The organism is Ramlibacter pinisoli, from assembly GCF_009758015.1.
GTDB classification, from domain to species: domain Bacteria; phylum Pseudomonadota; class Gammaproteobacteria; order Burkholderiales; family Burkholderiaceae_C; genus Ramlibacter; species Ramlibacter pinisoli.
The window spans coordinates 1,462,551-1,488,363 of the sequence record NZ_WSEL01000009.1; the positions used below are offsets into that span (position 1 = coordinate 1,462,551).

At 71.7% G+C, this 25,813-nt stretch carries 23 protein-coding genes; 10 read left to right on the forward strand and 13 right to left on the reverse strand.

What is annotated here, in order from left to right:
- Positions 1 to 21 precede the first annotated feature (21 nt).
- Positions 22 to 774, forward strand: coding sequence for a peptidylprolyl isomerase (locus GON04_RS21365; protein ID WP_157400007.1), 753 nt, complete (start codon positions 22 to 24; stop codon positions 772 to 774).
- Positions 775 to 794: 20 nt separating this feature from the next.
- Positions 795 to 3,857, forward strand: coding sequence for a peptidase domain-containing ABC transporter (locus tag GON04_RS21370; RefSeq protein WP_157400008.1), 3,063 nt, complete (start codon positions 795 to 797; stop codon positions 3,855 to 3,857).
- A 101-nt stretch (positions 3,858 to 3,958) separates the two neighbouring features.
- Here GON04_RS21370 and GON04_RS21375 read toward each other — a convergent pair whose 3' ends face one another.
- The 5 genes from GON04_RS21375 to GON04_RS21395 form a co-directional block, all read right to left on the reverse strand.
- A complete protein-coding gene (locus GON04_RS21375; protein WP_157400009.1) occupies positions 3,959 to 4,723 on the reverse strand; it encodes a PP2C family protein-serine/threonine phosphatase in 765 nt (254 codons plus the stop codon).
- A gap of 11 nt (positions 4,724 to 4,734) precedes the next feature.
- A complete protein-coding gene (locus GON04_RS21380) occupies positions 4,735 to 5,028 on the reverse strand; it encodes a hypothetical protein (protein WP_232533162.1) in 294 nt (97 codons plus the stop codon).
- 82 nt (positions 5,029 to 5,110) lie between these two features.
- Complete coding sequence (locus GON04_RS21385; RefSeq protein WP_157400011.1) at positions 5,111 to 5,431, reverse strand: hypothetical protein; 321 nt, start codon at positions 5,429 to 5,431, stop codon at positions 5,111 to 5,113.
- A 103-nt stretch (positions 5,432 to 5,534) separates the two neighbouring features.
- A complete protein-coding gene (locus tag GON04_RS21390; RefSeq protein ID WP_157400012.1) occupies positions 5,535 to 5,840 on the reverse strand; it encodes a hypothetical protein in 306 nt (101 codons plus the stop codon).
- 45 nt (positions 5,841 to 5,885) lie between these two features.
- Entirely contained in the window at positions 5,886 to 6,179 is a 294-nt protein-coding gene (locus tag GON04_RS21395; RefSeq protein WP_157400013.1) for a hypothetical protein, read from the reverse strand.
- Between the two features lie 281 nt (positions 6,180 to 6,460).
- Between GON04_RS21395 and GON04_RS21400 the strand changes: the two genes are divergently transcribed.
- From GON04_RS21400 to GON04_RS21410, 3 genes are all read left to right on the forward strand, one after another.
- Positions 6,461 to 7,057: an RNA polymerase sigma factor gene (locus tag GON04_RS21400; RefSeq protein ID WP_157400014.1), complete on the forward strand. Its 597-nt coding sequence runs from the start codon at positions 6,461 to 6,463 to the stop codon at positions 7,055 to 7,057.
- 139 nt (positions 7,058 to 7,196) lie between these two features.
- Entirely contained in the window at positions 7,197 to 7,814 is a 618-nt protein-coding gene (locus GON04_RS21405) for an anti-sigma factor family protein (protein ID WP_157400015.1), read from the forward strand.
- Between the two features lie 2 nt (positions 7,815 to 7,816).
- Positions 7,817 to 8,650 (forward strand): caspase family protein, encoded by an 834-nt coding sequence (locus GON04_RS21410; protein ID WP_157400016.1) that lies wholly within the window; start codon positions 7,817 to 7,819, stop codon positions 8,648 to 8,650.
- Between the two features lie 16 nt (positions 8,651 to 8,666).
- Here GON04_RS21410 and GON04_RS21415 read toward each other — a convergent pair whose 3' ends face one another.
- Complete coding sequence (locus tag GON04_RS21415) at positions 8,667 to 9,620, reverse strand: alpha/beta fold hydrolase (protein WP_157400017.1); 954 nt, start codon at positions 9,618 to 9,620, stop codon at positions 8,667 to 8,669.
- Between the two features lie 165 nt (positions 9,621 to 9,785).
- Here GON04_RS21415 and GON04_RS21420 point away from each other — a divergent pair, with 165 nt between their 5' ends.
- The 5 genes from GON04_RS21420 (at position 9,786) to tagF (ending at position 16,649) form a co-directional block, all read left to right on the forward strand.
- Positions 9,786 to 10,379, forward strand: coding sequence for an OmpA family protein (locus GON04_RS21420; protein ID WP_157400018.1), 594 nt, complete (start codon positions 9,786 to 9,788; stop codon positions 10,377 to 10,379).
- A 111-nt stretch (positions 10,380 to 10,490) separates the two neighbouring features.
- Positions 10,491 to 11,684 (forward strand): type VI secretion system lipoprotein TssJ, encoded by a 1,194-nt coding sequence (gene tssJ / locus GON04_RS21425; protein WP_157400019.1) that lies wholly within the window; start codon positions 10,491 to 10,493, stop codon positions 11,682 to 11,684.
- Entirely contained in the window at positions 11,681 to 12,802 is a 1,122-nt protein-coding gene (locus GON04_RS21430) for a DotU/TssL family secretion system protein (RefSeq protein ID WP_198349371.1), read from the forward strand. Before tssJ ends, GON04_RS21430 begins: the two co-directional genes overlap by 4 nt.
- A complete protein-coding gene (tssM, locus tag GON04_RS21435) occupies positions 12,799 to 16,104 on the forward strand; it encodes a type VI secretion system membrane subunit TssM (RefSeq protein WP_157400021.1) in 3,306 nt (1,101 codons plus the stop codon). Before GON04_RS21430 ends, tssM begins: the two co-directional genes overlap by 4 nt.
- Complete coding sequence (gene tagF, locus GON04_RS21440) at positions 16,104 to 16,649, forward strand: type VI secretion system-associated protein TagF (RefSeq protein ID WP_157400022.1); 546 nt, start codon at positions 16,104 to 16,106, stop codon at positions 16,647 to 16,649. Before tssM ends, tagF begins: the two co-directional genes overlap by 1 nt.
- A gap of 10 nt (positions 16,650 to 16,659) precedes the next feature.
- On the opposite strand, the gene GON04_RS21445 is transcribed toward tagF, so the two are convergent.
- The 7 genes from GON04_RS21445 to GON04_RS21475 all read right to left on the reverse strand — a co-directional run bounded on the left by GON04_RS21445 (position 16,660) and on the right by GON04_RS21475 (position 25,775).
- The gene (locus GON04_RS21445) at positions 16,660 to 17,400 is read right to left on the reverse strand and encodes a PP2C family protein-serine/threonine phosphatase (RefSeq protein ID WP_157400023.1); all 741 of its coding nucleotides are present in this window, start codon (positions 17,398 to 17,400) and stop codon (positions 16,660 to 16,662) included.
- Entirely contained in the window at positions 17,397 to 18,692 is a 1,296-nt protein-coding gene (gene tagH, locus GON04_RS21450; RefSeq protein ID WP_157400024.1) for a type VI secretion system-associated FHA domain protein TagH, read from the reverse strand. Before tagH ends, GON04_RS21445 begins: the two co-directional genes overlap by 4 nt.
- A gap of 8 nt (positions 18,693 to 18,700) precedes the next feature.
- A complete protein-coding gene (locus GON04_RS21455) occupies positions 18,701 to 20,257 on the reverse strand; it encodes a serine/threonine-protein kinase (protein ID WP_157400025.1) in 1,557 nt (518 codons plus the stop codon).
- 7 nt (positions 20,258 to 20,264) lie between these two features.
- Positions 20,265 to 21,137, reverse strand: a complete 873-nt coding sequence (locus tag GON04_RS21460; RefSeq protein WP_157400026.1) for a c-type heme family protein — start codon at positions 21,135 to 21,137, stop codon at positions 20,265 to 20,267.
- Positions 21,138 to 21,196: 59 nt separating this feature from the next.
- A complete protein-coding gene (locus tag GON04_RS21465) occupies positions 21,197 to 22,165 on the reverse strand; it encodes a FecR domain-containing protein (protein ID WP_157400027.1) in 969 nt (322 codons plus the stop codon).
- Between the two features lie 210 nt (positions 22,166 to 22,375).
- Positions 22,376 to 23,053, reverse strand: coding sequence for a response regulator transcription factor (locus tag GON04_RS21470; protein ID WP_157400028.1), 678 nt, complete (start codon positions 23,051 to 23,053; stop codon positions 22,376 to 22,378).
- A 118-nt stretch (positions 23,054 to 23,171) separates the two neighbouring features.
- Positions 23,172 to 25,775, reverse strand: coding sequence for a protein kinase domain-containing protein (locus GON04_RS21475; RefSeq protein WP_198349375.1), 2,604 nt, complete (start codon positions 25,773 to 25,775; stop codon positions 23,172 to 23,174).
- Between the last annotated feature and the right edge of the window lie 38 nt (positions 25,776 to 25,813).

Consider the following 25,813-nt stretch of genomic DNA (forward strand, 5'->3'; position numbering starts at 1 on the left):
AACCCCGAAGGAGCACGCCACATGACCACCATCCTGAAGATCGACGGCCAGGCGATCAGCGACGCCGAGTTGCTGCAGACCTTGAAGCTGACGGGGCAGTTCCAGCAGCTCGTCGAGCAGTTCACCAGCGACCGCATCACGGTGCTGGCCGCCAGGAAGCAGGGCCTGCGCGTCTCCGACGAGGAGATCCAGGAGCGTGCCGACCAGTTCCGCCGGGTGCGCGGCCTGCACCGGGCGTCGGACACCAACAAGTACCTGGACGCGCGGGGGATCGGGCTGGAGGAGTTCCAGGCCTTCATCACGGACAGCCTCTACCGGGAAAAGATGATGGAGCGGGTCTGCAGCGACGAGGCCGTGCGTGGCTTCTTCAAGCTGAACTCGCCCCGCTTCGACAGCATCGAGGTCAGCCACATCGTCGTCGACTCCGAAGGCAAGGCCAAGGAAGTGGTGTCGGTGCTGCGCGACGACCCGGACAGCTTCGAGGAGATGGCGCGCGAACATTCGATCGCCGACACCCGCGAGCGCGGCGGCCTGATCGGCAAGGTGCTGCGGGGCGCGCTGCGCGGGGAAGTCGAGGCCAAGGTGTTCAACGCCGCCGCGGGCGAGGTGCTCGGGCCGTTCGCGTCTTCGGACGGCACGACGTTCGAGGTCTTCCGGGTGAACACGAAGCATCCGGCCAGCCTGGACGACGACACCGCCACCGAGGTGCGCCGCCAGCTGCGCCAGGACTGGCTGCGAGCCCGGGCCCAGGAACACATCGTCGAGGCCTGCTAGGCCGCAACACTGGCAACACCATGGACACGCGGGCCGCGGACCAGCCTCACGCCGACTTCCTGGCGACGGTCGACCTGTTCTCCACTTTCACGCGGGCCGACATCGACCGGATCGCCGAATGCGCGCAGCCGCGCTTCTTCGCGTTCGGCGACACCGTGTGCAAGGCCGGCGAGGCGGCCGACGGCCTGCTCGTCGTCAAGTCGGGCGCGATCCGCGTCTTTGCCGAGGAGCAAGGCAAGGAGGTCAGCCTGGGGGTGCGCAAGGCCGGCGACGTGCTGGCCGAGATGGTCATGCTGCGCGAGCACCGGCATGAGGTGTCGGCGCGCGCCTCGGCCAAGGCCGAGGTGCTGTACATCCCGCGCAGCTGCATCGGCCCCCTCGTGGCGGGCAACCCTGCAGCGCGCGCGTTCGTCGCGAGCCGCGTCGCGATCAGTTCCGCCGGCGGGATGATCAGCCAGCTGTTCGACCTGCGCGGCAAGGTCGACAAGAACGAGCTCGAGGAGCTGATCCGCAGTGTCGGCGTCAAGCAGGTCGCCGCCGGCAAGGAGATCCTGAAGCAGGACTCGCGGGACGATCGCAGGCTGTACGTGGTGCGGCACGGCGCGGTGCGCCTGGTGCGCCACGAGGAAGGCACCGACTACCCGCTCGCCACGCTCGGGCACGGCGAAACCTTCGGCGAGAACGCCTGCCTGATGCGCCAGGAGCAGTTCGCCGCGGTGGTGGCCACCACCGACTCGGCGTTGCTGGTCATCCCGGAGAAGACGGTCCAGTTCCTGCTGGGGCGCAATCCGAAGCTGCGCGAGGCGCTGGAAGAGCGGATGCGGCTGCTCGACCGGGAGCTGCAGCGGCAGAAGAAGATGGCCGAGCGGCGCAAGCTGCCGGCGATGATCGACCTGGCGTCGAAGGCCGAGTTCGGCGAGAAGGTCATCGCGCGCTTCGCGTGCGTGCAGCAGGCCGAGGAGATGGACTGCGGGGCGGCCTGCCTCGCGATGATCTGCAAGCACTACGGCATCGGCATGACGCTGGGCAAGCTGCGCGAGCTCGCCAACGTCACGACGCAGGGCGCCACGCTGGAGAGCCTGGCCCGCACCGGCGAAGCGCTCGGGTTCACGACACGCGGCGTGCAGTGCACGATGGACGCGCTGCGCGGGTTCGAGCTGCCGCTCATCGCGCACTGGATGGGCTACCACTACATCGTGGTCTACGGCGTGTCCAAGCGCAACGTGTGGGTGGCCGACCCCGCGACCGGGTTCAAGAAGATGACGGTGGAGGAGTTCGAGCGCGGCTGGAGCGGCACCTGCCTGGTCTTCACGGCCGGCGAGGACATGGCGCAGGTGGCCGCGACGCGGTCGCCCTGGGTACGGTTCGCGCGCTACCTCGTTCCCCACAAGAAGGTGCTGCTCCACCTGTGCCTGGCGACCTTCGTGATCCAGATCCTGGGGCTCGTTCCGCCGGTCATCATCCAGAACATCCTGGACGGGGTGATCGTGCACCAGGACGTGAGCCTGCTGCACCTGCTGATCGTCGGCCTGGTCGTCTCGCACCTGTTCACGCAGCTCATGGCGACGATCCGGGCGACGCTGGCGAACTTCATGGTCCGCAAGCTGGACTTCGACATGATGTCACAGTTCCTCAAGCACACGCTCTCGCTGCCCTATTCGTTCTTCGCCAAGCGCAAGACGGGCGACATCTTCGCGCGGTTCCAGGAGAACCAGACCATCCGGGCCTTCCTGACGGAGTCCACCGTCTCGACCGTGCTCAACCTGTTGATGGTCTTCGTCTACTTCACGGTCATGTTCCTCTACAACGTGAAGCTGACGCTGCTGCTGATCGCGTTCGTCGCCCCCATCCTGGCGTTGACGGTGCTCGTGACGCCGAAGATCAAGGCCTTTGCGCGCGAATCGTTCACGGCGGGCACCGACGCGAAATCGTTCCTGATGGAAGCGCTGGGCGGGGTGGAGACCGTCAAGGGCATGGGCATCGAGCGTCCGGTGCGCCTGAAGTGGGAGAAGAAGTACGCCAAGGCGCTGGAAGTGGCGTACCGCTCGCAATCGTTCAACATCCGCATCGGCCTGGCGGGGCAGCTGCTGAACGCCGCCACCACGGTGGCGATCCTGTGGGCCGGCGCCAGCCTGGTGCTCTCGCGCGAACTCACCATCGGCCAGCTCATTGCGTTCAACGCGCTGATGGGCAGCGTGCTCGCACCGCTGATGGGCCTGGTGGGCCTGTGGAGCATGCTCAACGACGCCGGGGTGGCCATGGAGCGGCTGGGCGACGTGCTCGACCTCGAGCCCGAGCAGAGGCCCGAGGACCTGGCCTCCCGCGTCGCGCTCCCGGAACTCCAGGGTGACATCCGCCTGGACGGCGTCTACTTCCGCTACGGCGGTGACGAGACGTCCTACGTGCTGGAGAACATCAGCCTGGCGATCAAGCCCGGCGAACTCATCGCCATCGTGGGCCGCAGCGGGTCGGGCAAGACGACGCTGGCCAAGCTGCTCGTGGGCTTCTACCCGCCCACCGAAGGCAAGCTGACCGTGGACGGCTACGACATGAACGTGATCGACAAGGAGTACTACCGGTCGCAGGTCGGCTACGTGATGCAGACCAACCTGCTGTTCTCGGGAACCATCGCCGAGAACATCGCCAGCGGCGACGCCAGCCCCGATCGACGCCGCATCGAGGAGGTCGCGAAGAAGGCCGATGCGCACGCCTTCATCAGCAAGATGCCGCTGGGCTACGAACAGGTCGTCGGCGAGCGCGGCATGGGGCTGTCCGGCGGGCAGATCCAGCGGCTGTGCATTGCCCGGGCGCTGTACCACGATCCCCGGCTGCTGGTGTTCGACGAGGCGACATCGGCGCTCGACACGCAGTCCGAGAGCAACATCATCGCCGCCATGAGCGACATCCTGGAAGGGCGAACCGCGGTGATCATCGCGCACCGCCTTAGCACCATCATGCGCGCGGACAAGATCCTCGTGCTCTACGAAGGCGCCATCGTCGAGCAAGGTACGCACGAGGAGCTGGTGGAGCGGCGCGGGATGTATTACGAGCTGGTGCAGAAGCAGTTGAGCGCCGCGACCTGACCAGCGCGGACCACCAGCCGGACACGATTACCGCCACTCGCCTGCGGGCCTGATCCGGGCGGCTCGGGCGCCCTGCGCCCGACGCTCGCGCGGGCCCAACCTCACAGGACCGGGTGGATCACGGTGCGGTCGGGGCTGTACAGGTCCTCGGCGCGGACTACCACGGCGGTGATGTTATCGCGCCCACCGTGTTCGAGCGCGAGATCGAGCAGTTCCTGCGCCGCCTGCCCGCAGTTGCCGGGCAGCAGCGCCTGCTCGATGGCCGCCTCGCCGACCTCGTTGGTCAGGCCGTCGGTGCACAGCAGGAAGACGTCGCCGTCGAGGACTGCGTGCGTCACGCAATCGATCTCGATCGTGTCCTCGGCGCCGAGCGCGCGCGTGATGACGTTCGAAGCCGGCAGGTGCAGCGTGTCCTCGCCCGGGCGGCCGCGGGACCGGACCGCCTCGACCTCGCTGTGGTCCCGCGTGAGCTGCCCGAGACGGCCGCTCCGATAGAGGTAGACGCGGCTGTCGCCGGCCCACAGGCATGCGCACTGGCGTTGCCACACCAGCAGCGCCGCGATCGTGGTGCCGATCAGCGGCACATCGCGCCGCGCCGCCTCGTCGCGAAGCCGGCGGTTCGCACCCTGCAGCCGTTCCTGCGCCTGGGCGACATGGTGCACCAGGGTCTGCGGGGACGGAAGGTCGGTCAGGGAGCGGATCGCCAGCCGGCTCGCGAACTCGCCCAGCGCATGGCCTCCCATGCCGTCGGCGACGGCCCAGGCCCCGCGTCCCGGCTGTTCCAGGCAGGCGTCCTCGTTGACCTCGCGGACGCGGCCCGCGTGCGAACACGAGGCCGACGTCCAGCGAAACGGAGAAGATTCCATGCTCGCGTCGCTCAAAACGGCTTCGGCACGGCGACGTCGACGTCAACGTCAACGTTGACGTTGATGGCGTTCTGGACCGCGGTGACGTTGATCACCGCATTGGGGGCGCTGTTCTCGACGTTGATCGTCTGCATCTGGACGTTCAGCTGGTCGGCGAAGAAGTTGAGGATCGGCGGGGTCCGGGCGCTCTCGGGTGCGAAGGCGCGAAAAGCCCCGAAGACCCAGGGCGCGCCGCCTGCGCCGCGGATGAACGACATCGCCCGGAAATCCAGGGCCCGGCTCAACGGCAGGTCCTTGATGGTCATGGTGCTCATGGTGTGTGTCTCCAAAACCTGCGCCTGCGCCCGGGTGGGGATCGGCAGCGACCCCACCCTGCCCGAAGCGCTGTCAACGACCGCCCCCCGCGCGTCCGCGTCCCCGCACGCCGCCGCCGATGCCACCGATGCCCAGGCCGGCGAGCAGCGCATCGACGTTCGCCGAGGTGTTCGTGTTGGTGGCGTCCTGGTTGAACGTGTTGTCCGACTGGATGTCGACCGGGCCGCCGAAGATGGAACCGTTGCCGATGTTCGCCGCGGTGAACATGGCCTGCCCGTTCGACTGGCTCGTGCCGAGGGCCTGGTTGTCCTGGCCGCCGTGCACGGCGCTCATCGCCTTGCGGTCGAGATCGGTGCTGGTCGACAGGTCCTTGATGGTCAGGGGGGTGTGCATGGGATACCTCGCTTGGAAAAGAGATGACGTTGAAATCAGGGTGAAGATCGTTGCCTGCGTCTGGCTGGGGGTCGGCAGCGACCCCCAGCCAGCCCGGGCGATGTCAGAGCTTGCCGCCGCGCCCGCGTCCCGGCAGGCCGCCCAGGCCCATGCCGGCGAGCAGCGCATCGACGTTCGTCGAGGTGTTCGTGTTCGTCGCGTCCTGGTGGAACGTGTTGTCCGACTGGATGTTGGCCGGGCCGCCGAAGAAGCCGGAACCGTTGCCGACGTTCGACGCAGCCAGCATGGACTGCAGGTTCATCTGGCTCGTGCCGATCGCCTGGTCGTCGGCGCCGCCGCGCACGGCCGCCATGGCCTTGCCGTCGAGTTCCTTGCTGGTGGACAGGTCGGTGATGTGGAGGGTGGTCATGTTCGTTTCTCGCTTGAAAGGAAGTGGAGGGAGGCGGCGTGGACGTCAGAACGGGAACCGGGGGAACCGGGGGCCCAGGCGGGCGAGCAACCCGGCGCCGTCGAAGTTGGAAGCCGTGTTGGTGTTGGAGGCGGTCTGGGTGAAGGTGTTGTCCGACTGGATGTCCGCCGGGCCGCCGAAGGACGAGCCGTTGCCGACGTTCGCCGCGGCGACCATGCTCTGGACGTTCGCCTGGCTCGTGCCGACGGCCTGGTCGTCGGAGCCGCCGCGCACGGCCGCCATGGCCTTGCCGTCGAGTTCCTTGCTGGTGGACAGGTCGCTGATGTGGAGGGTGGTCATGTCGTTTCTCGCTGGAAGGATGGAAGGTTGTGGGAGGGTGGGGTTGCACTTCAAGGTGAAGGCGACCCTAAGTTGCGGGGACCGCAAATCCGGTTCACAAAAAAATCGAGCCTGTGCTCGAAAGCTGCTGTTGCCCTCGCGGGTGCCGGGTCGCCGCGCCGCCTTTCCAACGGGATGCCGCCGCGGCCGACGCGAAAAGGCCGGGTGATTCCTGCGTTCGAGCTGTCGCCGTCACGGCCGGTCAAGGCTATATTGCGTCACCGCCCTGCACCACCGCCCGCATGAACAACGACGAGGTCGCCCAGCTGCTCGTCCGCATCGGCCATGAGGACCAGGCAGCTTTTCGCCAGCTCTACAAGGCGTTCAGCCGCAAGGTCTACGCCTACGTGCTCAACATGCTGAACGACCACGCGCGGGCCGAGGAGGTCGTGGCGGACACGCTGTACGAGGTCTGGCGGCAGCCGCAGCGTTTTCGCGGCGATTCGCAGTTCTCCACCTGGCTCATCGGCATCGCGCGCCGGAAGGCGCTGATGGTCTATCGCGCGCGCCGGCCCGACGAGGTGCATGCCGACCTCGACGACATCGCCGAGACCACCGCCTCCGAATCGGCCGACGGCTATGCCGAGCTTGCGGACAAGCAACGGCGCGAGGGAGTGCAGCACTGCATGGGAAAGCTCTCGGACGAGCACCGCGAGTGCCTGCACCTGGTGTTCTACGAGGGCATGGGCCTGGCGGAGGTGGCACAGGTGCAGAACTGTCCCGAGGGCACCGTCAAGACGCGCCTGTTCCACGCCCGCCAGAAGATCCGCAACTGCCTGCAGGCGCTGCTGCGCCGCGAGGGCAGCGCCCCGGACGCCAAGGGTGCGCTGGCGTCCTGAAGCCCGGCAGTGTGCGGAGCGAAAAAAAGTTTGAACCGGCCACGGACCCCACGCAACACAGGGGCAGCGCGGGCATCACCCGCCGAGGTAGACACCATGGTCGAGGTCCAAACATCGCCGACAGGGGAGCACGGACATGATGAATGAACGTTTTGAAGAGCTGCTCCCGTTCTATGTCAACGGTTCGCTGGGAGCCGAGGACCGCGCCTTCGTCGAGGACTACCTCGCGAAGAACCCGGATGCCCAGGACGAGCTGGACTGGCATCGCTCGCTGCAGCGACGGGTCCTGGAGAACGCGCCGGCCGTGCCGGCCACGATCGGGCTGGCCAAGGCCATGCGCCTGATCCAGGGCGACCGTCCGACGCTGGCCGAGCGCATCAACGCCTTCTTCGGCGGCCTGGTCCTGCGCCCGAGCTATGCCATGGCCGGCCTGGCGGTGCTGGCCGTGCAGGGCGGCGTGATCCTGAACCTGCTGGGCGATGCCCGCCAGGACGCGGACGAGATCCGCGCACTGCGCTCGGTGCATGTCGAAGAAGGCCCGATGCTCAAGATCAGCTTCTCGCCCGACGCCCGGGAAACCGACATCCGCATGCTGGTGGTCCAGCTGCGCGGCGAGCTGGCCGGCGGCCCGGGCCAGCTCGGCGACTACTACCTGCGGGTGCCGGCCGGCAGCGAGGCCGCGGCGCTGGCCCGCGCGCAGGCCGCCCCCATCGTCCAGGCCGCCGCGCTGGCGCCCGGCGTGCCGCCCCGGGAGTAGCCATGGTCACGCTGCTGACCCGCCGCATCCTGCTGCGCGGCGCATTGGGCGCCACGGCGCTGCATGTCAGCCGGGTGATGGCTGCGCCCCCGGATCCCAGGCCGGACTCGCGCATCGCCCTGGTGATCGGCAACGGCGCGTACCGCGCCGCGCCGCTGAAGAACCCGCCGGGCGACGCGAACGCGGTCGCGAAGAAGCTGCGCGACCTCGGCTACGAGGTCACCCTGCGCCAGAACACGTCCCTGCGCGACCTGATCGAGGCGCTGCGCGAGTTCTCGGTGCGCGCCCCCAAGGCCTCGGTGCGCATGCTGTTCTATGCGGGCCACGGCGTGCAGGTGAAGGGGCGCAACTACCTGGTGCCGGTCGACGCCGACCCGAAGTCGGAAGAGGACATCCCGCGCCAGAGCGCGGACGTCGGCGAGTTCGTCGACCGGCTCAGCGCGATCCGCACGGGGACCAACATCGTCGTGCTCGACGCCTGCCGCGTGAACCCGTTTGCCGGCGGCGTGATCGTCGGGCCCGACGGACGGCGACTGAAATTCCGCGGCGCCACGCCGGGCGGCCTGGCGACCGTCGATGCGCCCGTGGGCACGCTCGTGGCCTTCTCCACCGCGCCCAACGGCGTGGCGCTCGACGGCTCCGACGGCGAGCACAGCGTCTACGCGCGCCACCTGCTGGCCCACCTCCAGACGCCGGGACTGACGATCGAGCAGCTGTTCAAGCGCGTGCGCATCGGCGTGGCCCAGGACACCGGCCGCGTCCAGGTCCCCTGGGAGTCGTCGAGCCTGACGGCCGACTTCTGCTTCAAGCCGGACACCGGCGGCCGCTGCGGCTGAGGCACGCGCCTGGCGCTCAGGCGTGATCGGCGATGAAGCGCTCGAGTTCGCGCGCGAACCGCCCGGGCTCGCTGAGATGTGGCGAATGCCCGGCGCGAGGGTAGACCGAGATCTGCGCGTGCCGGACCGTGTCGCGGTACCAGGCATCGAGGGGCAGGCCGCCGTAGTGCGGGCTGCGCGCCCCGAGCACGACGAGCAGCGGGGCATCCAGGCGCGCCAGCGATGCGCGGAAATCGGCTTGCGCCATCGACTCGGCCAGGTCGAGCAGCGGCCGCACGTCGATGCGGCCCAGGCGCCGGCGCAGCATCCTGCCGAGCGGCGCCTCGGCGGCCAGCTGGCGCCTGAGCCAGGCCCCACCGAAAGCGCCCAGCTCGCTCAGCAGCGTCTCGGCCAGGTCGCGCCGCGCACCCGCGATCAGCCCGGCGAGCATCTCCGCGCTGCAGCCGCCGAACAGGCCGAGACGCCAGCCGTCGTCCGTCACGATGCGCGGCGACTGGTCGATCATGGTCACGGCCCCCACATGTTGCGTGCCGTACGAATGCAGGTACTGCATGAGCACCAGAGCGCCCATCGAATGCCCCACCAGCGCCGACCGGTCCAGCCCGAACTGCTCGATCATGTCCGCCAGGTCGGCCGCGAGCCGCGCGAGGGTGATGCTGCCCAGCACCGGACGGCATTGGCCATGGCCGCGCGCATCCCAGGCCAGCACGCAATGGCGCCGCGCCAGCCGGCGGGCCACCGGCAGCCAGTCGCCATGCGAGCACCCCACGCCATGCACCAGCACCAGCGGCGAGCCTTCGCCGAGCACGCACACGGGGACGACCTGCCCGTCGCTGGCCGTGAAGGTGTCGTAGTTGCCGGTGGTGGGCCCCCCCATCAGCCCGAAGTTGCGCAGCGCATTCCACGTGCCGCGCAGGCCCGTCAGCGGCGGCGGCCGTGCAGGCGGTTCGGGCGGGGCGTGGTCGAGCATGGCGGCGTCGAGCGTGCTGGCGCACTATGCGCCCGCCTCCAAACGTCATGCAAGCCGCTCAGGCGCGCGAAGGGCATCGGGACGTTCCAGACGAAAAGAAATTGAACCGGCCCCCGGGCGCGGGCAACACAGGGTCGACTGCAATCCAGCCCCCAGGAGCCCGCGATGATCCGCTACCTCAGCACCCTCGTTCTCGCGCTCGCCGCCGCCTTGCTCATGTCGCAGGCGCGGGCCGAGAAGGTCGTCATCTACCGGGAGGGGCAACTGGTGAACCCGCAGGAGGTCGCGCAGGTGCTCGGCAAGACGCGCGGCATCCAGCTGCTCGACGGTGGAGCCACGGGGGGTTCGGCGCGGTCCGCCACGGCCGCCGCCCTGCCCGCCCGGGCCCCTGGCGCGGCCGCCAGCGAGAAGGCGAATGCCGAAGCTGCGGCGCTTTCGCTGCCGGTGCGCTTCGCCTTCGCCTCCGCCGAGATCCTGCCGGCCGCGCGCGACCAGCTCGACGCCCTGGCCAAGGGCATCAAGCTGCTGCCTTCCGACAGCGCCGTGACGATCGAGGGCCACACCGACGCTGTCGGTGACGGGGCCTACAACCTCGCGCTGTCGCGCGCCCGCGCGCAGTCCGTGCGCGACTACCTCGTGCAGCAGCACGGCATCGACGCCGCCCGCCTGAAGACCGTGGGCTTCGGCAAGGAGCAGCCGATCGAGGGCAGCGATCCCTGCGCCGCCCTGAACCGCCGCGTTCAGTTCCGCGGCTCCTGAACGGCCGCGCGCGACCATGGAAGCTCAGCCGGCTCGCCGCGGACGCGCCCCCCTTGTTCCCCGGCGGCGCCATGCCGAGAATGGGTTGCCCGCCGCAACCCTTCTTGCCGCATGAGCCGCCGCCGACTGCTCGCCTGCCTTGCGCTCGTGCCCGTCTGGTGGAGCGCGCTCTGCCGCGCGCAGGCGCCGGCGAAAGTGGAGGCTACGCGCCAGCGCCGGATCGCCCTCGTGATCGGCAATGCCCGGTATGCCGAGTTCCCCCTGAACAACCCCGAGCACGACGCACGGCTGGTCGCGCAGACCCTGCGCAACCTCGGCTTCGAGGTGAGCGAGCACCTCAATCTCAAGGCCCGGGACTTCAAGCGCGTGCTGCGCGACTTCGCACAGGCCATGGCCGACGACCAGGTCGCGTCGGTCTTCTACTACGCGGGCCACGGCGTGCAGATCGGCGGGCGCAACTACCTGCTGCCGGTCGACATCGCGCTGCGCGACGAGGCCGAGGTGCGCGACGAGGCCGTCGACCTGCAGGAAGCCCTGCTCGCGCATGTCGACCGGGTGCGTCCGCGCGCGCGCATCTTCATCATCGATGCCTGCCGCAACGACCCCTTCGCGGCGCGCGCCGGCTCCCCGCGCAAGTCCAACGGGTTGGCCGAGATGGCCGCGCCAGGCGCCCTCATCGCGTTCTCGGCGGCGCCGGGCCGGGCGGCGGAGGACGGACCGGTGGGGGGCAACAGCATCTACACGCGCCACCTCGCGGCCGAGCTGCGCAGCGCCGGCGTCGAGGTCGAGGAGATGATGAAGGCCGTGCGCATCAAGGTGCTGCGCGACACCGCCCAGCGCCAGATCCCGTGGGTCAACACCTCGATGGTGGTGAACTTCATGTTCAACCCGGGCCCGGCGCCGGCGCTGGCCGCGCAGAAGCGCAACCTGCAGCTGCACGTGCAGGCGCAGCGCAGCCTCAACACCGACGCCGGCAACGCCTCCGCGTCGCTGGCGCTGCGCATCTACGTGCTGCGCGATGCGAGCGGATTCGAGACCGCGAGCTTCGACAGCCTGTACGACGACGACGAGGCCACGCTCGGCTCGAACATGCTCGTGCGCGAGAGCCTGCACCTGCGGCCCGGCGAGGCGCGCGAGGTGGCGCTCGAGCTCAGCGGAGACGCGCGCGCGATCGCGGTGTTCGGCGCCTTCCGCGAGATCGGGCTTTCGCGATGGCGAGCCATCCTGCCCGTGCCCGCCGGCGCACTGGCGCGTGCGCGCATCGACGCGCAGGCACGCGAGGTGCATCTGGGGTGGGCCAAGTGACGCGGCCCGCCGCGTTGGCATCCCCGGCCGGCGGCGTCCCGGATGGTGTCGACGATCCCGCCGCGGCGCGCGCGCTGCGGACCCAGGCGCTGCCCCTGGTCGCCCTGCTGGCGCGCCTGCGGGACTCGACGCCCGCCGACCCGGCCGCCCTGCGCCGCACGCTGATGGCGGCGGTGACCCGGTTCGAGGCCGATGCGCGCCTCGCCGGCGTCGACGAGGCCGGCGTCGCGGCGGCGAGCTACCTGCTGTGCGCCTGGGGCGACGAGCAGTTCGATGCGGCGCCCTGGGGCGCAGGAGGCGCGGGGCTGCTGCAGCGGTTCCACGATGACTCGGGTGGTGCCGGCAAGTTGCTGCGCCTGCTGGCACGGCTGGCCCAGGAGCCGCGCCGGCACCGCGCGCTGCTCGAGCTGTTCCACACCTGCCTGAGCCTGGGCCTGCTCGCGGGCATGGCCCCGGGCGGCCGCGAGCACGAGACGCTGCGCTCGCGCGTGCATCTCGCGCTGCAGGGGGCGGCGCCGGTTCCCGCCCTGGTGGCCGGCTGGCATTGCGCTCCGGCCGCGGCCCGCCCGCCGCGCGCGCCGCGCATCGCCCTGCCCGGCGTCCTGCTGCTCGGCGTGCTGGCCTTCGGCGTCTACAGCGCCAGCCAGCTGCAGCTGGCGGCGCGCGTCGACGGCGTGCTGGTGTCGTTGCAGCGGCTCGTCCCGCCGCGCACCGCCGGCCCGGCCGTCGCGGGCACGGCCGCTGCGCCTGCGCGGCTGGGGCCCCTGCTGCGGGAGGACGTCGCCGCCGGCCGCCTGTCGGTGCGCGACGAGCCGCTGCGCAGCGTGGTCGTGGTCGGCGCCGACGCGCTAGGCGAAGCCTCCGGCCCGCTGACCCGCCTGGGCGCCGCACTGGCGAAGCTGCCGGGCAAGGTGCTCGTCGTCGGCTACACCGACGGCGCCGATGCTCCGACGGCCCGCACGCCGTCGGCCTGGCACCAGGCGATGGACTGGGCGCGTGCCGCCGCGAACGACCTGCGGCCGCAGGTGGGCGAGGCGCGGCTGGTGGTCGAGGCGCGCGTCGACGCCACGGCCGGGCAGCCGCAGCGCCGGGTCGAGATCCTCCTGTTCCCGCAATGAAGGCACCGCTGCCCTTCGTGCAAGGCGCCGTGAACCTCGGCGTGGCGGGCGCCCTGCTGTGGTACGCCACGCCGCTCATCGAGGTCGGCGGCCGGCACCCGTTCGACAACGTGCAGGCGCGGGCCGCCCTGGTGGCCGGCATCGTGCTTCTCGTGGTGGGCGCGCTCGGGCTGCGCACCCTGCTCGCCCGGCGCCGCAACGAGCGCCTGCTCAAGGGCATCGGCGGCGCCACCGGACTGGACCAGCGCTTCCGCCAGGCGCTCGCCATGCTGCGGCACGGCATCGACGCGAAGGGCGCCGGCGGCTGGTGGAAGGCACGGGGCCAGGTGCAGCAGCTGCCCTGGTACCTGATCATCGGAGCGCCCGGGGCGGGCAAGACCACGGCGCTGCTGCATTCGGGCCTGCGCTTCCCGCTGGCCGACAAGCTCGGCCGCGCACCGCTGGCCGGCGCCGGCGGCACGCGCCAGTGCGATTGGTGGTTCGGCGAAGACGCGGTGTTCATCGATACCGCGGGCCGCTACACCACCCAGGACAGCGACGCGGCGGCGGATGCGCGCGAATGGCAGGAGTTCCTGGCCCTGCTGCGCCGGCACCGTCCGCTGCAGCCGATCAACGGCGTGCTCGTCACCGTCAGCGTGCCCGACCTGCTGCACGGCGGCTCCGAACTGGCGCGGCAGACCACCGCGATCGCGGCGCGCCTGGACGAACTGCGCCGCGAGCTCGACCTCGCCTTCCCGGTCTACCTGCTGGTGACCAAGGCCGACCTGCTCGCCGGCTTCATGGAAACCTTCGGCGAACTCGACGCCGGGCAGCGCGAGCAGCTCTGGGGCGTGGTGTTCGACGACGATGCCGCCGGCGTTCCGGCCGACCTCGGCTGGCGCCTGTCCGACCTGTCGCAGCGCCTGGCGCGCCGCACGCCCGAGGCGCTGCAGCGTGAACGCATGCCGCGGCGCCGCCTGGCGGTCTACGCCTTCGCGGCGCAGTTCGATGCGCTGCTGGCGCCGCTGGAGCTGTTCGTGCGCAAGGCCTTCGCCGGCATCGGCGCCCGGCCGGCGCAGCGGCTGCGCGCCATCGCGCTCGCGAGCGGCACCCAGGAGGGCAATCCGATCGACCGCGTCATCGGCGAACTGGCGCGCAGCCACGGCCTGGCGCTCAAGCCGCTGCCGCGGCCCGACGCGGGCGGCAAGTCGTTTTTCCTGACGTCGCTGCTCAGGCAGCTGGTGATCGCCGAAGCGCCCCTGGCCGGACACCGGCTGCAGCGCCTTCGCCGGCGCCGGCAGGTCGCCCTGCTCGGCGCAGGCGTCGCGGGCGCGGCACTGCTCGCGGTGTGCGCCCTGCTCTGGCAGAGCTACCAGCGCAACCTCGCCTACGTCGCTGCGGTCCACGCGCGCGTCGAGCAGCTGACCCGGCGCATCGGCGCGCTCGAGTCGGCCAGCCTGGAGCAGGTGCTGCCGCTGTATTCGCTGCTCGAGCGCCTGGCCGCCAACGACGGCATCGATCCCGAGGAGCCGGCCGCCGGCTTCGGCTTCGGGCTGTTCCAGGGCCCCCGCCTCGCGCGCTCGGCGGAGCAGGCGTACCGCGAGATGCTCGATCGCAGCCTGGCGCCGCTGCTGGTCGACCGCCTGCGCCGTGACCTGCGCGAAGGCGAGGACAGCGCCACGCGCTACGAGGCGCTGCGCGCGTCGCTGATGCTCGGCAGCCCTGCGCGGCTGGTGCGCGCCGAGTTGCGGCGCTGGGCCGGGCCGGCGCTGGCGCGGGCCGGCGGCGCCGGCGAACGCGCCGAATGGTCGCGCCATGCCGACGCGCTGCTCGAGCGCAGCGGATTGCCCGACGCCTGGCGCCCGGACGAGGCGGGGGTGAAGGCCGCGCGCAGCGCACTGGCCGCCTTGCCGCTCTCGCAGCGGGTGCACGAGCACCTGCTGCGCCGCGTCGCCGATCCCGAGCCGCCGCAAGACCTGCCCACGCGGCTGGGCGCGGCCGGCGCGCTGATGTTCGCGGCAACCGCCGCCGGCCCGATGCCCGTGCATGCGAGCGCCGTCGACTGGCGGCGCAACCTGGCGCCGCAGCTCGAAGCGACGTTCGACGCGCTGGCGAACGAAGCCGACTGGGTCCTGGGCGACGCGGGGGGCGACGCCAAGCGGCTGCAGAGGGACCCGGCCTGGCGCGAGGACATCGCCCGGCAGGTCGGCCGGCGTCACGCGCAGCGCGTCATCGCCGCGTGGACGCGCCAGCTCGAAGCACTGGCGCTGGCTCCCGGCGGCGATGCCGATGACGCCTCGCGGCAGGCCATCGAACTGACGGCGCCCGATTCGCCGCTGCGGCGCCTGCTGACCCGCCTGGCCGACGAGTTCAGCGCAACACCGCAGGGCGGCGGCGCGGCCGAGGTCGCGTTCGACGCCGCCCTGCGCGCGCGCTTCGGCCCGCTCGGGGACTATGCGGCGGGTCCGGGACCGCAGGCCCTCGACCAGCTCCACGCGCTGGCCACCCGCAAGCGCCAGACCGCCGACACCGAGCTGGACGCGACCTTGCGCAACGAAGCCGCGCGCGCGCCGCCCGCGCTGCGCAAGCTGTGGTTCGACCTGGGCGCGCTGGTGCGCTCGCGCGGGGGCGCCAGGCCGGGCTTCGATGCCGCGCTGGCCGAACTGGCGAACAGCTGCAAGGCGCTGACGCAGGAACGCTTTCCCTTCGGTCCGGCCGGCTCGCGCGACATGGCGCCCTCCGACTTCGCGCGCCTGTTCGGCCCTGGCGGCCTGTTCGACGACTTCCGGCGGCACCACCTGGGCGCACGCGTCGACACCTCGACGCACCCGTGGAAACCGCGCGGCACCGATGCCAACCTGCCGCTTGCCTTCGAGCAGGCCGCGGCGATCGGCGCCCTGTTCTTTCCCGGCGGCGTGCCGATGCCGGAGCTGCACCTGAACATCACGCCGCAGCGCATGGACGCCGAGTTGCTGCAGTTCAGCGTCGACGTCGACGGGCAGCTGCTGCGCTTCGAGAACGGCCCGATCCGCGGCAAGGAACTGGTCTGGCCAGGGCCGGCTGCCACGCAGAAGGTGCTGATGCGCATCCTGCCGCCGGGTCCCGGCGGGGTCGGCGCCGAACTCCACGAGGGACCGTTCGCCTGGGTGCGCGTGCTCCTGCGCAGTGACTGGGGCGGGGAACGGGGCGCGCCGGCGCGGCTCACGCTGGCGGTCGACAGGCGCGCGCTGGGTGTCGAGGCCAGCGCGGCCGCTGCGCCCGGGGCCGACATCTGGACCTTGCGGGAGCTGTCGCGCTTCAGCTGCCCGCCGGCACGATGGTGATGGCACCGCTTCCCGTGGCCTGGTGGGGCAAGCTGCCCGCGCGCGGCGACTTCGTCGGCCGCCGGCTGCCGCCGCGCTGGCACAGCGACTGGGACGACTGGCTGCAGCGCGGCATCGCCCTGGGCGCGGCGACGCTGGACAGCGCCGCGTTGCATGAACGGCTGGACGGGTTCGCGCCCTGGCGCTACCTGGCGCTGCCGGCGCCCGGGGAGGCGTGGTGCGGCATCCTGGTGCCATCGCACGATCGCGTCGGGCGTGCCTTTCCACTGACGCTGGCCGAACGCCTGCCGACGGCGGCGCCGGCGCACGACTGGGCCGCGCGGCTGGTGCCGCTGCTCGAGCCGGCCCGGGAGGGACCGGAAGCGCTCGAGGCGGCGATCGCCGCCATGCCGCCGCGCGTCGACCAGGACGGCACGGCCGCCGGGGACTGGCCGGCACCGCCGTGCAGCTTGTGGTGGCCGCTAGCCGCCGGGCCCGATGCGGCGCCCCTGGCCGCGGCCTGGCCGCCGGATCCGGAGCTGCTGCTGCAACTGCTGGAGGCCTAGGAGGTCGTTGCTAGCCTGCCTCGCACCAGATCGCGAGGGCCGAGTAGTTGTCCTGGTCGCTGCGGTCGGCGCTCACCACCGCCGTTTCGAGCCGGTCGACCCAGCTTCGCGCGTCGCCGCAGCCGTCCACGCTGGACGCCATCGCGGCATCGTCGACGGCCGACCAGAGACCGTCGCTGCACAGCAGCAGCACGTCGCCGCAGGCGAGCCGCTGGGGCGCTGGCGACACCTCGATCTCCAGCCCGTCCACCGAACCGAGGGCCGACGTGAGCTGGCCGGGGGTGGCCTCGCCCGTGCTCAGGCCCGCATCGCGCAGGCGCCGCTCCAGGGTCTGGTCGAGCGTGTGCCCGAGCAGCCGGCCCTCGTGCCAGCGGTACAGGCGCGAGTCGCCCGCATGCGCCCAGAGCGCCGCGCCAGTATCCAGGTCGAGCAGCAGCAGGACGATGGTGGTGCGCATGTCGGCCGTCGGGGTCCCCGCCACCTGTTGGGAGACGACGGCGTCGTTGGCCCCCAGCACCAGCTCCCGGAGCGCGTCGAGGCTGACCTCGGGCCTGGGCGCGAACGCTTCCAGCACATGCGTGACGGCCAGGCGCGCTGCCGCCTGGCCGCCGCCATGGCCGCCGGCGCCGTCGCACAGGACGGCCACGAACGAGGCGTCGCCCTCCCAGTAGCCGAAGGCGTCCTCGTTGCACTCCCGCTGCCCGGACCGTGACAGCGAGGCCAGCGAGACGGTCAATGCGTGTGCGCTCATGTCGATTCGGGGGACTTGGGATCGGCGTCGGCGTCGGCGCGCGACTGGGCTTCATAGGCGCGCAGGAATTCGCGGCCGAAGATGGCCTCGAAATCGTCGTCCAGGTGCTCGAGCAGCTGGGCATGCTGCAGGCAGTGGCGCTGCCACAGGGCCACTGCGCGCAGGAGCGGCAGGCGGGATGCGCCGTGCGCCGGGCCCTCCGCGCTTTCCGCGGCCTCGGGCCCCAGGCGGGAGAACAGCTCGAAGACCGCGGCGCGCATGCCGGCCACCATCGCGACCTGGTGGACCAGCAGGTCGCGATGCGCGTCGCGCAGCGCCGACACGGAGTCGAGGAAGCCGGGGCTGGGCTCGCGCTGCAACATCCGGGCCAGGGCGTCCGACGCGTCGGGCGAGAACTTCAGCGGATTGTTCTGGCGCGGCGAGATGCGAGTCCCCTCGGCGCGCATGTGGCGCTTGGCAACCGCGCGGCTCTGCAGCAGCGCCAGCGTGCCCTCCGCCGTGGCCCGCAGCAGCCCGCCGATGTGTTCCATCCACTCAGGCGTGAGCTGCACGTCGGCCCGAAGGCCGGCGCCGCGTGCGAACGCGGCGGCCAGCTCGCGCAGTTCCGGCGAGAGGTCGGGCGACCGCCGGACGCCCCTGCGCGACGGTGCCGCCTTCGGCGGCGCGGCGGCGGCCGGCTGCGCGGGGGGCGCCGCTGGAATGGCCGCTGGCGGTGGCGTCACCGCCACGGCCGCCGCCGCGCCTGCCACCGCCGCCTCGGCCACCGGCATCGCCGACGCCTCGCGCGGCTCGGCCGGCGGTGCCGGCGTGCCGCTGCGCACCACGCGCGGCCCGTCCTGCCAGGACACCACCGCCCCGGCCGCGGCCGGCTCGGGTCCTGCCGCCAGGGGCGGCAATGCCGATCCGGCAGCGCGCGGATCGGGCGCGTCGTCCAGGTCGAACCAGCGCTCCAGCCGCGATCGCTGCCGGGCCAGGGATGCGGCGGGCTCGACGGCGATGTCGAAGCGGCCGATGTGCAGCAGGTCGCCGACCTGCAGCGCGCGGTCCCCACCGGGGTCGAGCTGCTCGTCGTTGACCCACAGGGGTGCGCTGCTGCTGACGCAGCGCACGCGTGCGGCCTCGCCCTCGGCGATCACCTGCGCATGCTGGCGCGACACCAGGCGCAGCGGATCTGCCAGCACCAGGCCGCACTCGTCGGAGCGGCCGATCATGAGGCCCTCGGCCGGCAGCGCGAGCGCCGTCGGATCGGGTTCGATGGCGCCGGGCCGGCGCATGACGCGCAGTGCGATCACGGGGCAACTCAGCCGAGGGCGCGCCAGAGCTCGGCCTGCACGCGGCGGCCGTCGACGGTCGGCGCGAGTTGCGCGAGCACGCGCTCGATGAACTGTTCGCGGGTCTGCGACGCCTCGGCGCAGCGCCTGGCCACCACCCGGGCCACCGGCCCCAGCGAGGACCGCAGCGCGGCCGCCGCCTTGTCGACGTCGCCGTCCCGCATCGGCCGTCCGATCGGCGCCTCGGCCGCGACCGTCGCGCCCCGCGAGCCGTCGGGTGCCGACAGCGCGCCGGTGGCGGTGCCGGTACCGGTACCGGTGGCGATCCGGGCGCGATTGGCCGTGCCGGTCCGCGGCGCGCCGGCCCCGGCCAGGAAGCGCTGGCGCGCCTCGGGATCGACGATCGACGTGGCGACCGCCTGGCGCACCGCCGCCAGCGAGGTCAGGCCCCGCGCGGCACGGCGGACCAGCACCCGCGCCACCGGTCCGACCTGCTCGGCCAGCTCCCGTTCGACCGCGGCCAGCGCCTGGGTGTCCCATCCGGTGGGCACGGGGATCGAGGGCTGCCCGGTGCCGGGCTGCGACCGCACCGGTGGAACGGACGGCCGCCCCGAGGAGGGCACGCTCAAGGGCGCGGTGGCGACCGCACTGCGGGGGGCCTGCGCCGGCCCGGCGGGAGCCGGCTGGGCGGCGGCGGCTTCGAGCTGGGGAGCCAGCACGAGGTCGGCCGGCAGCACGTCCGGCACGGGTTCCGTGGCGATGCCCAGCAGCGCTTCCCGCATCTCGAACGCGCTCGCATAGCGCTGTGCCGGATCCTTCGCCAGCGCCCGGTCGAGGACGGCGTCGAACGGCTCCAGGGCGGGGTCCTGCGTCAGCTCGCTCAGGGGCTTGTGCCGCTCGTACACGATCTTGTACATGATCGCCTCGTCCGTGCCGGCGAACGGCGTCGTGCCGCTGAGCATCTGGTAGAGCAGCACGCCCGAGGAGAACACGTCGACGCGCCGGTCGACGCTGCGGTTGGTGTACTGCTCGGGAGCGATGTAGCCGGGCGAACCCACGACGAAGTTCGCCCGGGTCAGGTTCGACGATTCGATGCGGGCGATGCCGAAGTCGGTGATCTTCAGCCGGCCGTCGTCGGCGATGAGCAGGTTCGCCGGCTTGATGTCGCGATGCACGACGCCCCGTTCGTGGGCATAGTGCAGGCCGTCGAGCAACTGCAGCATCAGGCACAGCACCTGCGGCACCCCGAGCTTGCGCGGCGCCCGGATGTAGTCGCGCAGGTTCCGCCCGGCGACGTACTCCATGACGATGTAGGCGCACTCGTCGTCTTCGCCGAACTGGTAGACCGGCACGATGTTGCGGTGCGCCAGCCGCCCGGCGGCCTGGGCTTCCACCCGGAAGCGCGCCGCCACGTCCGGTTCGTCATCGCCGGATTCGAGCAGCCGGCGGTGGATGGTCTTGATGACCACCCGGCGATCGATCGCAGGGTCGTGCGCCAGGTACACCATGCCCATGGCACCCGAGCCGATCACGCCGCGGACCCGGTACGGGCCGACGCTGGACGGGACGGGGGCGGACAGGGCCATTGCGGACTCAGGCCTCCAGCATCTTCATGGCCTGGTCGAGGCTCTGGCGCATGCGCGCGAAGGACTGCGCCAGTGTCCCGATCTCGTCCCGTTTACCGGTCGGGAATTCCGGGACGTCGGGCTCGCCCAGGCTGACGCGGTTGGCCAGCTTCGACAGCTTCGTCACCGGCCGGATCACCAGCAGGTACAGCATCACGTTGAGGACGATGCCGATCGCCACGAAGATGCCGACGAGCCAGCCCATGAAGACGCGGAAGGCCCGGTCGGCGCGTGCCAGCGGCACCGACATCGGGACCGACACCACCTGCGCGCCGACGACCTCGTTCAGCTGCCAGCCGAAGCCGTTGGCCTGGCCGTACTTGTCGATCAGCGTGCGCGGCGCCGCCTCGACCGTGCTGTGGCAGACCAGGCAGGCCGGATTGGTGATGCGCAGCGGGCGCGCGATGTAGAGCGAGCGCCCGGTGCCCGCGTCGCGCTCGCCGATGAACTCCTTCTGGCCGGCCTGGTTGCGGAAGCGGTGCACGATGTCCGCCTCCCAGTCCACCGCCCGGTCGCGCGGGTTGGTCGGGTTCAGGGTCGCTTCCTTGTAGGTGTAGTCGGGGAAGGTCTTGGCCAGCGTCGCCAGCACCTCGGTGGCGGAGTAGGCGGGGATCGTCTGCGGCAGGAAGGTGTACTTCAGCTGCGTCTCGAGCAGCGGCCGGATCTGGTCGTTGGTGTAGGCGCGCACGGCCGACGCCTTCTCCATCGTCAGCCGCGCGTGGTCGAGCACCTCCTGCTTGGCGTTGCTCTGCAGCAGGTCGTACGACACCTTGCCGGCGCCGATCACCCCCGCGACGAAGACGAGCAGGAAGATCAGGTTGAACTTGAGCATGAGGCGCATTGCAGTTCTCCTATGAGGGCTCGCCTGGATCGCTGGGTTGCGTCACGTCGCGCAAAGGTTCATGGCGCACGCCCCGCCGGTACGCCGCCGCCGGCCGCCGCTGCCGCGCTCGCCGCGGCGGCCGCCTGCGCCGCCTGCCGTGCCTGCTCCCGCGCGCGCCGCCGCTCGGCCTCCAGGGCCAGCCGGCGCGCATAGCCCTCGGGGTCCGCATACGGCTCCCATTCCGGGTGCTGCGCCAGGTCGGCCTTGGCCGCTGCGCGGAAGTCCTGGTCGGCGGCGCGCGCCCGCCACAGCGGCAGCAGCGGCAGGCGCAGTCCCGGTTCGGTCCGCAGCCAGGCGGACACGTCGGAGTAGGCGATCTCGCCGAGCGCCTTGGGCGCGACGCTGCGCCGGGCGAGTTGCTCGCCGCGCGCGGGCAGCCGGTCGCGGAACTGGCGCGGCACTTTCGCCAGGAACTCGGGCGCGGGGCGCTGCCCGGTGCTGGTCGGGGCACCCTCGCGTCCCTGCGCGAATTCGCCACTGCGCAGTTGCAGGGCCGCCTGTGCGGCATCCCGCGGCGCCAGCCGGGCGGCGCCGCTCTCGAGGAACACCTGGTAGCTCGCGCCCGTGGCCTGGACGACCGTGACGGCCCCCTGCGTCGACAGCTCGAAGGCGGGGCTGGTGTAGCGGAAGGGCCCGGCAGTGCTGGTCTTGAGCCAGCCGCCGAGCAGGTAGAGCGGCGTCGCGGCCAGTCCCTTGCCGACGCGGGGCGAGAACATCACCCGGGTCGACTCGCCCAGCCCCACCAGGACGCCCCCCGGCAGTTCGACCTGGGCGAATGCGCCGGGCGCCGTCTCGACGATGTCCTGCTCGTTCAGGGCCACGCCTTCCGCAAGGGCGTAGCGCGTGGTCTGCCGGATCAGGGTGGCGCCGCCTTCGATGATCCCGACGATGCCGACGATGCCGACCGCTTGCGCAAGGGCCTGCGACGGTGCGAACAGGCTCGCAACCCACAGCAGGATGGACCCGACCGACGTTCCAAGCCGCACGACCTACCCTCCGCTGGCGAAGGGCCTCGGTGGCCCCGCTTGCACGGGGCCGGTGCGACTGCGTCGACCTTGGCCAGCCCCTCGCGAAAGACCATCTTTGTGCCTGATGGCACCCGCAAGTCAAGGTCAGCCGTGCGTCCGTCGGCGATCCCGCCACGGCGCGCACCAGGCGCAGCACGGCGGATCGCCGATCCGGCCGGTACCCGGCGTCTACTCGAGCTCGCCCAGGCGGTGCCGCGTTGCAAAGGCGTACAGGTCCAGCCGGTTGGATACCCCGAGCTTGCTGTAGATCGAGGTCAGGTGGTTGCGCAGGGTGTGCTCGCTGATGCACAGGCGCCCGGCGATCACCTTGCCCGGGGCTGCCACATCGCTGGCCAGCGCCGAGACGGTCTGGCGCTCACGGGTGGTGAGGGTGCGGATCCTGTGCTGCTCGGGGTCGTCGCGGTGCGCCGCCTTCCGGCGGCTCATTTCCATGACGATGCGGGTGGTGGCGCCACGGTCGATCCACAGTTCGCCGTGCCAGACCTTCTCGATCGCCTTGAGCAGGTTCTCCGGCGGATCGGACTTGCGCACCACGCCACGCACGCCGGCGAAGATGGCCTGTTCGAGCAGGGCCGGATCCTGCCAGGCGGTCAGCACGATCAGGTTCACCGGCAGCATGCCCTGCATCCGCGACAGCGAGTCGACCGTGCCGCCGCCTTCCGCATCCATCACCAGGACGTCGCCCGCTTCGTGCCCGGGCAAGGGGTCGTCGGGGCCGATCGAGGATTGCACGCCGGCAACGCAGAACTGCGGCGCCCGGGTCTGCACGAGACGTTCGAGCCCCCAGGCGGCGATCGGCGGTGCGACCACGAACACGCGGATGGGATCTGCAGCGGCGGAAGTCATCGGTAGCTGGCCCGGGTCGGCGGTTCGATCGGCGGCCGGCGGCCTGCCGTGTGTCTCCATTCGACACAGGATGGCAGCGACTCGCGTTTCTTTCCGTACGCTTGCGCACGCTGGCGGCTCAGCGGGCTGCCTCGGTCGTGCGCTGCGGGGCGGCGGCTGGCGGTCGCGCCGGGGGCTCGGCGGCCGGCTGCTCGACCACCTGGAGCACGGTGCCGTCCGGGGACATCGTCTTGCCGTTCTCGGTCTTCCTGCCGTCGCGGAACTCGCCTTCGAAATAGTTGCCGTTGCGCCAGGTGTACCTGCCGGTGCCGTGGTGCCTGCCCCTGGACCAGTGGCCCGTGTACACGTCGCCGTTGGGGTAGCGCATGGTCCCCTGCCCCTGCAGCTCGCCGGCAACCCAGTCGCCGCTGTAGCGCGGGCCATTCGCCCAGATGAACTCACCCTTGCCCTGCTGCCGGCCCTTGTCCCAGTTCCCGGTGTAGCTGTCGCCGTTGCCGAAGCGCATCGTGCCCTGTCCATGCGGTGCGTCGGCCACCCATTCGCCGTTGTAGCGCTGCCCATTCGCCCACGCGAAGCTGCCCGCGCCTTCCTTGGCGCCCTTGACCAGCCGCCCCTCGAACCGGTCGCCGTTGGGGTAGGCGATCTTGCCGGTTCCCGACATCAGGCCCGTGACAGGATCGGGGAGGAGGTTGCCCGAGACGACCTGCCGCGATGCAGCCAGGGTGACGGTCTTCTCCGGTTCGGCGGCCGGCCCTGACGGAGGCTGCGTGCCGGACGGAGCAACCACTGCCGGAATCGCCCCCGAACGCGGAGCAGCGCCGGCCGACCCTGTGGCCGCAGCGGGTGCCGGCGGCCGTGCGACCGCCTCGCGTGCTGCCTCGGCCGCAGGTGGATCGGCCGCCGGGGCGCGCGCCACGACCGCAGGTTGCGGCGGCGGCGACGCCTCGACCGGGCGGCTCGCCGGGGCCGCCGCATGGGTCGCCGAACTGGCAGCGGCCGTCGTCGCCGTCGTCGGCGCCGCTGGGGCGGGAGGCGCCGGCGCCGCGGCCGAGGGGGTGCGTGCCTCGAACCGGCCCGTCACCGCCGGCAGGGAAAGGGGGCTCGAAGCAGCTTGCCGCGCAGCCGTGGCGGGCGCTTCGGCCGGGGCCGGTTTCGCCTGTTTCACCTGCAGCATCATGCGGGCGTAGTTGACGTGCCGACCGTGCGGATAGCGCTTCAGGTAGTCCTCGTACGCCGCGGCCGTGTCATGCCGGCTGGCCTCGCGCCACAACTCGTCGTCCGCCGACACTTCGACCGGCGGCTCGGCCGGGGCCGTCGCCGCCCGGGCCGCCGCCGCGGGCGGCGCAGCCGGCGCAGGTGGTGCAGCCGGCGCGGGTCGCGCAGCGGGCGCGGGTTGCACGGCCGGCGGGGACGGCGCAGGCGCAGGTGCAACCGCCACGCGAGGCGCTGGCGGTTCCTGGACGGCGGCGCGACCCGGTGCAGGGGCGATCGGGGCCGCTGGCGCCACGGGCGAGGCGGAGTTCCCCATGGCCGACGTGGCGCCCGACCGCGCGTCACCGGCGGCAAGCTTCGATGTTCCGCCCTTCCCGGCCGTGGGCGACCACAGGGCATAGGCGACGATCCCGCCACCGAGGACCGTCAAACCTGCCAGGCCCGCCAGGAGGCGCCCTCCGACCAGGGGCCCCCTCGGGGCCGGCGGTGGGGGCACGGAATGGATCACCGTGCGTTCCGGAAGGGTCAGGGGGACGGAGGGGACGACGAACGCCTCGAGTCCCAGGGCACGCCGGAACTCCCCCACGTCCTGGAACCGCGCGTCGGGCCACAGCGCCAGCGCACGGTCGAGCGCCTCCAGGAACGGCTCGTCGTAGCGGCCGCGCCCCGCCTGCCGCGCGGGCACCATCTCGTCGTTCACGATGCGCGCGATCGACGGGGGCGGCGCCTTGCCGCTGATCACGAAGTAGGCGACCGCCGCCAGCGCGTAGATGTCGGTCCATGGCCCCTGGCGCATGCTGGCCGTCTCGGCGTACTGCTCGTACGGCGCGAAGCCAGGCTTGACCATCGCCGTGATGGACTGCGTCGCCTCGCCGATCACCCGGCGCGCCGCCCCGAAATCCAGCAGCAGCGGCCGGCCGTCCTTCTGCAGGATGAGGATGTTGTCCGGCGCGATGTCGCGGTGATAGCAGTGCTCGGCGTGAATGATCTCCAGGGCGTCGAGCAGGTACGAGAGCAGGGCCCGCAGCCAGCGCTCGTCCGGCGCAACGCGCTGCTCCTTCACGGCCTTGCCCAGCGTGGTGCCCCTGTAGAACGGCATGACCATGTAGGCTGTGCCGTTCTCCTCCCAGATGCGCTTGACCTTGACCAGCGAAGGCGAATCGAAGCGGGCCAGCATCCGGGCCTCGCCGACGAAGCTCTTGAGGGCCGCCTTGAACGTGTCGCGCTGCCTGGACGAGATGGTGACCCTCAGGCTCTGCGTGCGGAAGGCCATGCCCGAGGGCATGAACTCCTTGATCGCCACCGGGCAGTCCAGCGCCGTGTCGTGGGCCTTGTAGACGATGCCGAAGCCGCCCTGGCCGATCACCTCCTCGATCACGTATTCGCCCATCCGCGTCCCGGGCGGCAGCGCGCTGCCGCCGAACTCCGTCCGATCGGAATCGAAAGGAATCTCGGGCCGGGGCGCGTGACTGGAGTGCCCCACCGTCCGGTCGTCGTCGAGAGGGTTCACGGTCCTGCAGAGAGAGCGAATGGACCGATTGGAGCGCT

What these genes read in the sequence shown, in the direction of transcription:
- GON04_RS21365 (WP_157400007.1), top strand. Translation starts at nt 22, where the DNA reads ATGACCACCATCCTGAAGATCGACGGCCAGGCGATCAGCGACGCCGAG.
- GON04_RS21370 (WP_157400008.1), top strand. Translation starts at nt 795, where the DNA reads ATGGACACGCGGGCCGCGGACCAGCCTCACGCCGACTTCCTGGCGACG.
- GON04_RS21375 (WP_157400009.1), bottom strand. Translation starts at nt 4,723, where the DNA reads ATGGAATCTTCTCCGTTTCGCTGGACGTCGGCCTCGTGTTCGCACGCG.
- GON04_RS21380 (WP_232533162.1), bottom strand. Translation starts at nt 5,028, where the DNA reads ATGACCATCAAGGACCTGCCGTTGAGCCGGGCCCTGGATTTCCGGGCG.
- GON04_RS21385 (WP_157400011.1), bottom strand. Translation starts at nt 5,431, where the DNA reads ATGCACACCCCCCTGACCATCAAGGACCTGTCGACCAGCACCGATCTC.
- GON04_RS21390 (WP_157400012.1), bottom strand. Translation starts at nt 5,840, where the DNA reads ATGACCACCCTCCACATCACCGACCTGTCCACCAGCAAGGAACTCGAC.
- GON04_RS21395 (WP_157400013.1), bottom strand. Translation starts at nt 6,179, where the DNA reads ATGACCACCCTCCACATCAGCGACCTGTCCACCAGCAAGGAACTCGAC.
- GON04_RS21400 (WP_157400014.1), top strand. Translation starts at nt 6,461, where the DNA reads ATGAACAACGACGAGGTCGCCCAGCTGCTCGTCCGCATCGGCCATGAG.
- GON04_RS21405 (WP_157400015.1), top strand. Translation starts at nt 7,197, where the DNA reads ATGAATGAACGTTTTGAAGAGCTGCTCCCGTTCTATGTCAACGGTTCG.
- GON04_RS21410 (WP_157400016.1), top strand. Translation starts at nt 7,817, where the DNA reads ATGGTCACGCTGCTGACCCGCCGCATCCTGCTGCGCGGCGCATTGGGC.
- GON04_RS21415 (WP_157400017.1), bottom strand. Translation starts at nt 9,620, where the DNA reads ATGCTCGACCACGCCCCGCCCGAACCGCCTGCACGGCCGCCGCCGCTG.
- GON04_RS21420 (WP_157400018.1), top strand. Translation starts at nt 9,786, where the DNA reads ATGATCCGCTACCTCAGCACCCTCGTTCTCGCGCTCGCCGCCGCCTTG.
- tssJ (WP_157400019.1), top strand. Translation starts at nt 10,491, where the DNA reads ATGAGCCGCCGCCGACTGCTCGCCTGCCTTGCGCTCGTGCCCGTCTGG.
- tssM (WP_157400021.1), top strand. Translation starts at nt 12,799, where the DNA reads ATGAAGGCACCGCTGCCCTTCGTGCAAGGCGCCGTGAACCTCGGCGTG.
- tagF (WP_157400022.1), top strand. Translation starts at nt 16,104, where the DNA reads ATGGCACCGCTTCCCGTGGCCTGGTGGGGCAAGCTGCCCGCGCGCGGC.
- GON04_RS21445 (WP_157400023.1), bottom strand. Translation starts at nt 17,400, where the DNA reads ATGAGCGCACACGCATTGACCGTCTCGCTGGCCTCGCTGTCACGGTCC.
- GON04_RS21455 (WP_157400025.1), bottom strand. Translation starts at nt 20,257, where the DNA reads ATGGCCCTGTCCGCCCCCGTCCCGTCCAGCGTCGGCCCGTACCGGGTC.
- GON04_RS21460 (WP_157400026.1), bottom strand. Translation starts at nt 21,137, where the DNA reads ATGCGCCTCATGCTCAAGTTCAACCTGATCTTCCTGCTCGTCTTCGTC.
- GON04_RS21470 (WP_157400028.1), bottom strand. Translation starts at nt 23,053, where the DNA reads ATGACTTCCGCCGCTGCAGATCCCATCCGCGTGTTCGTGGTCGCACCG.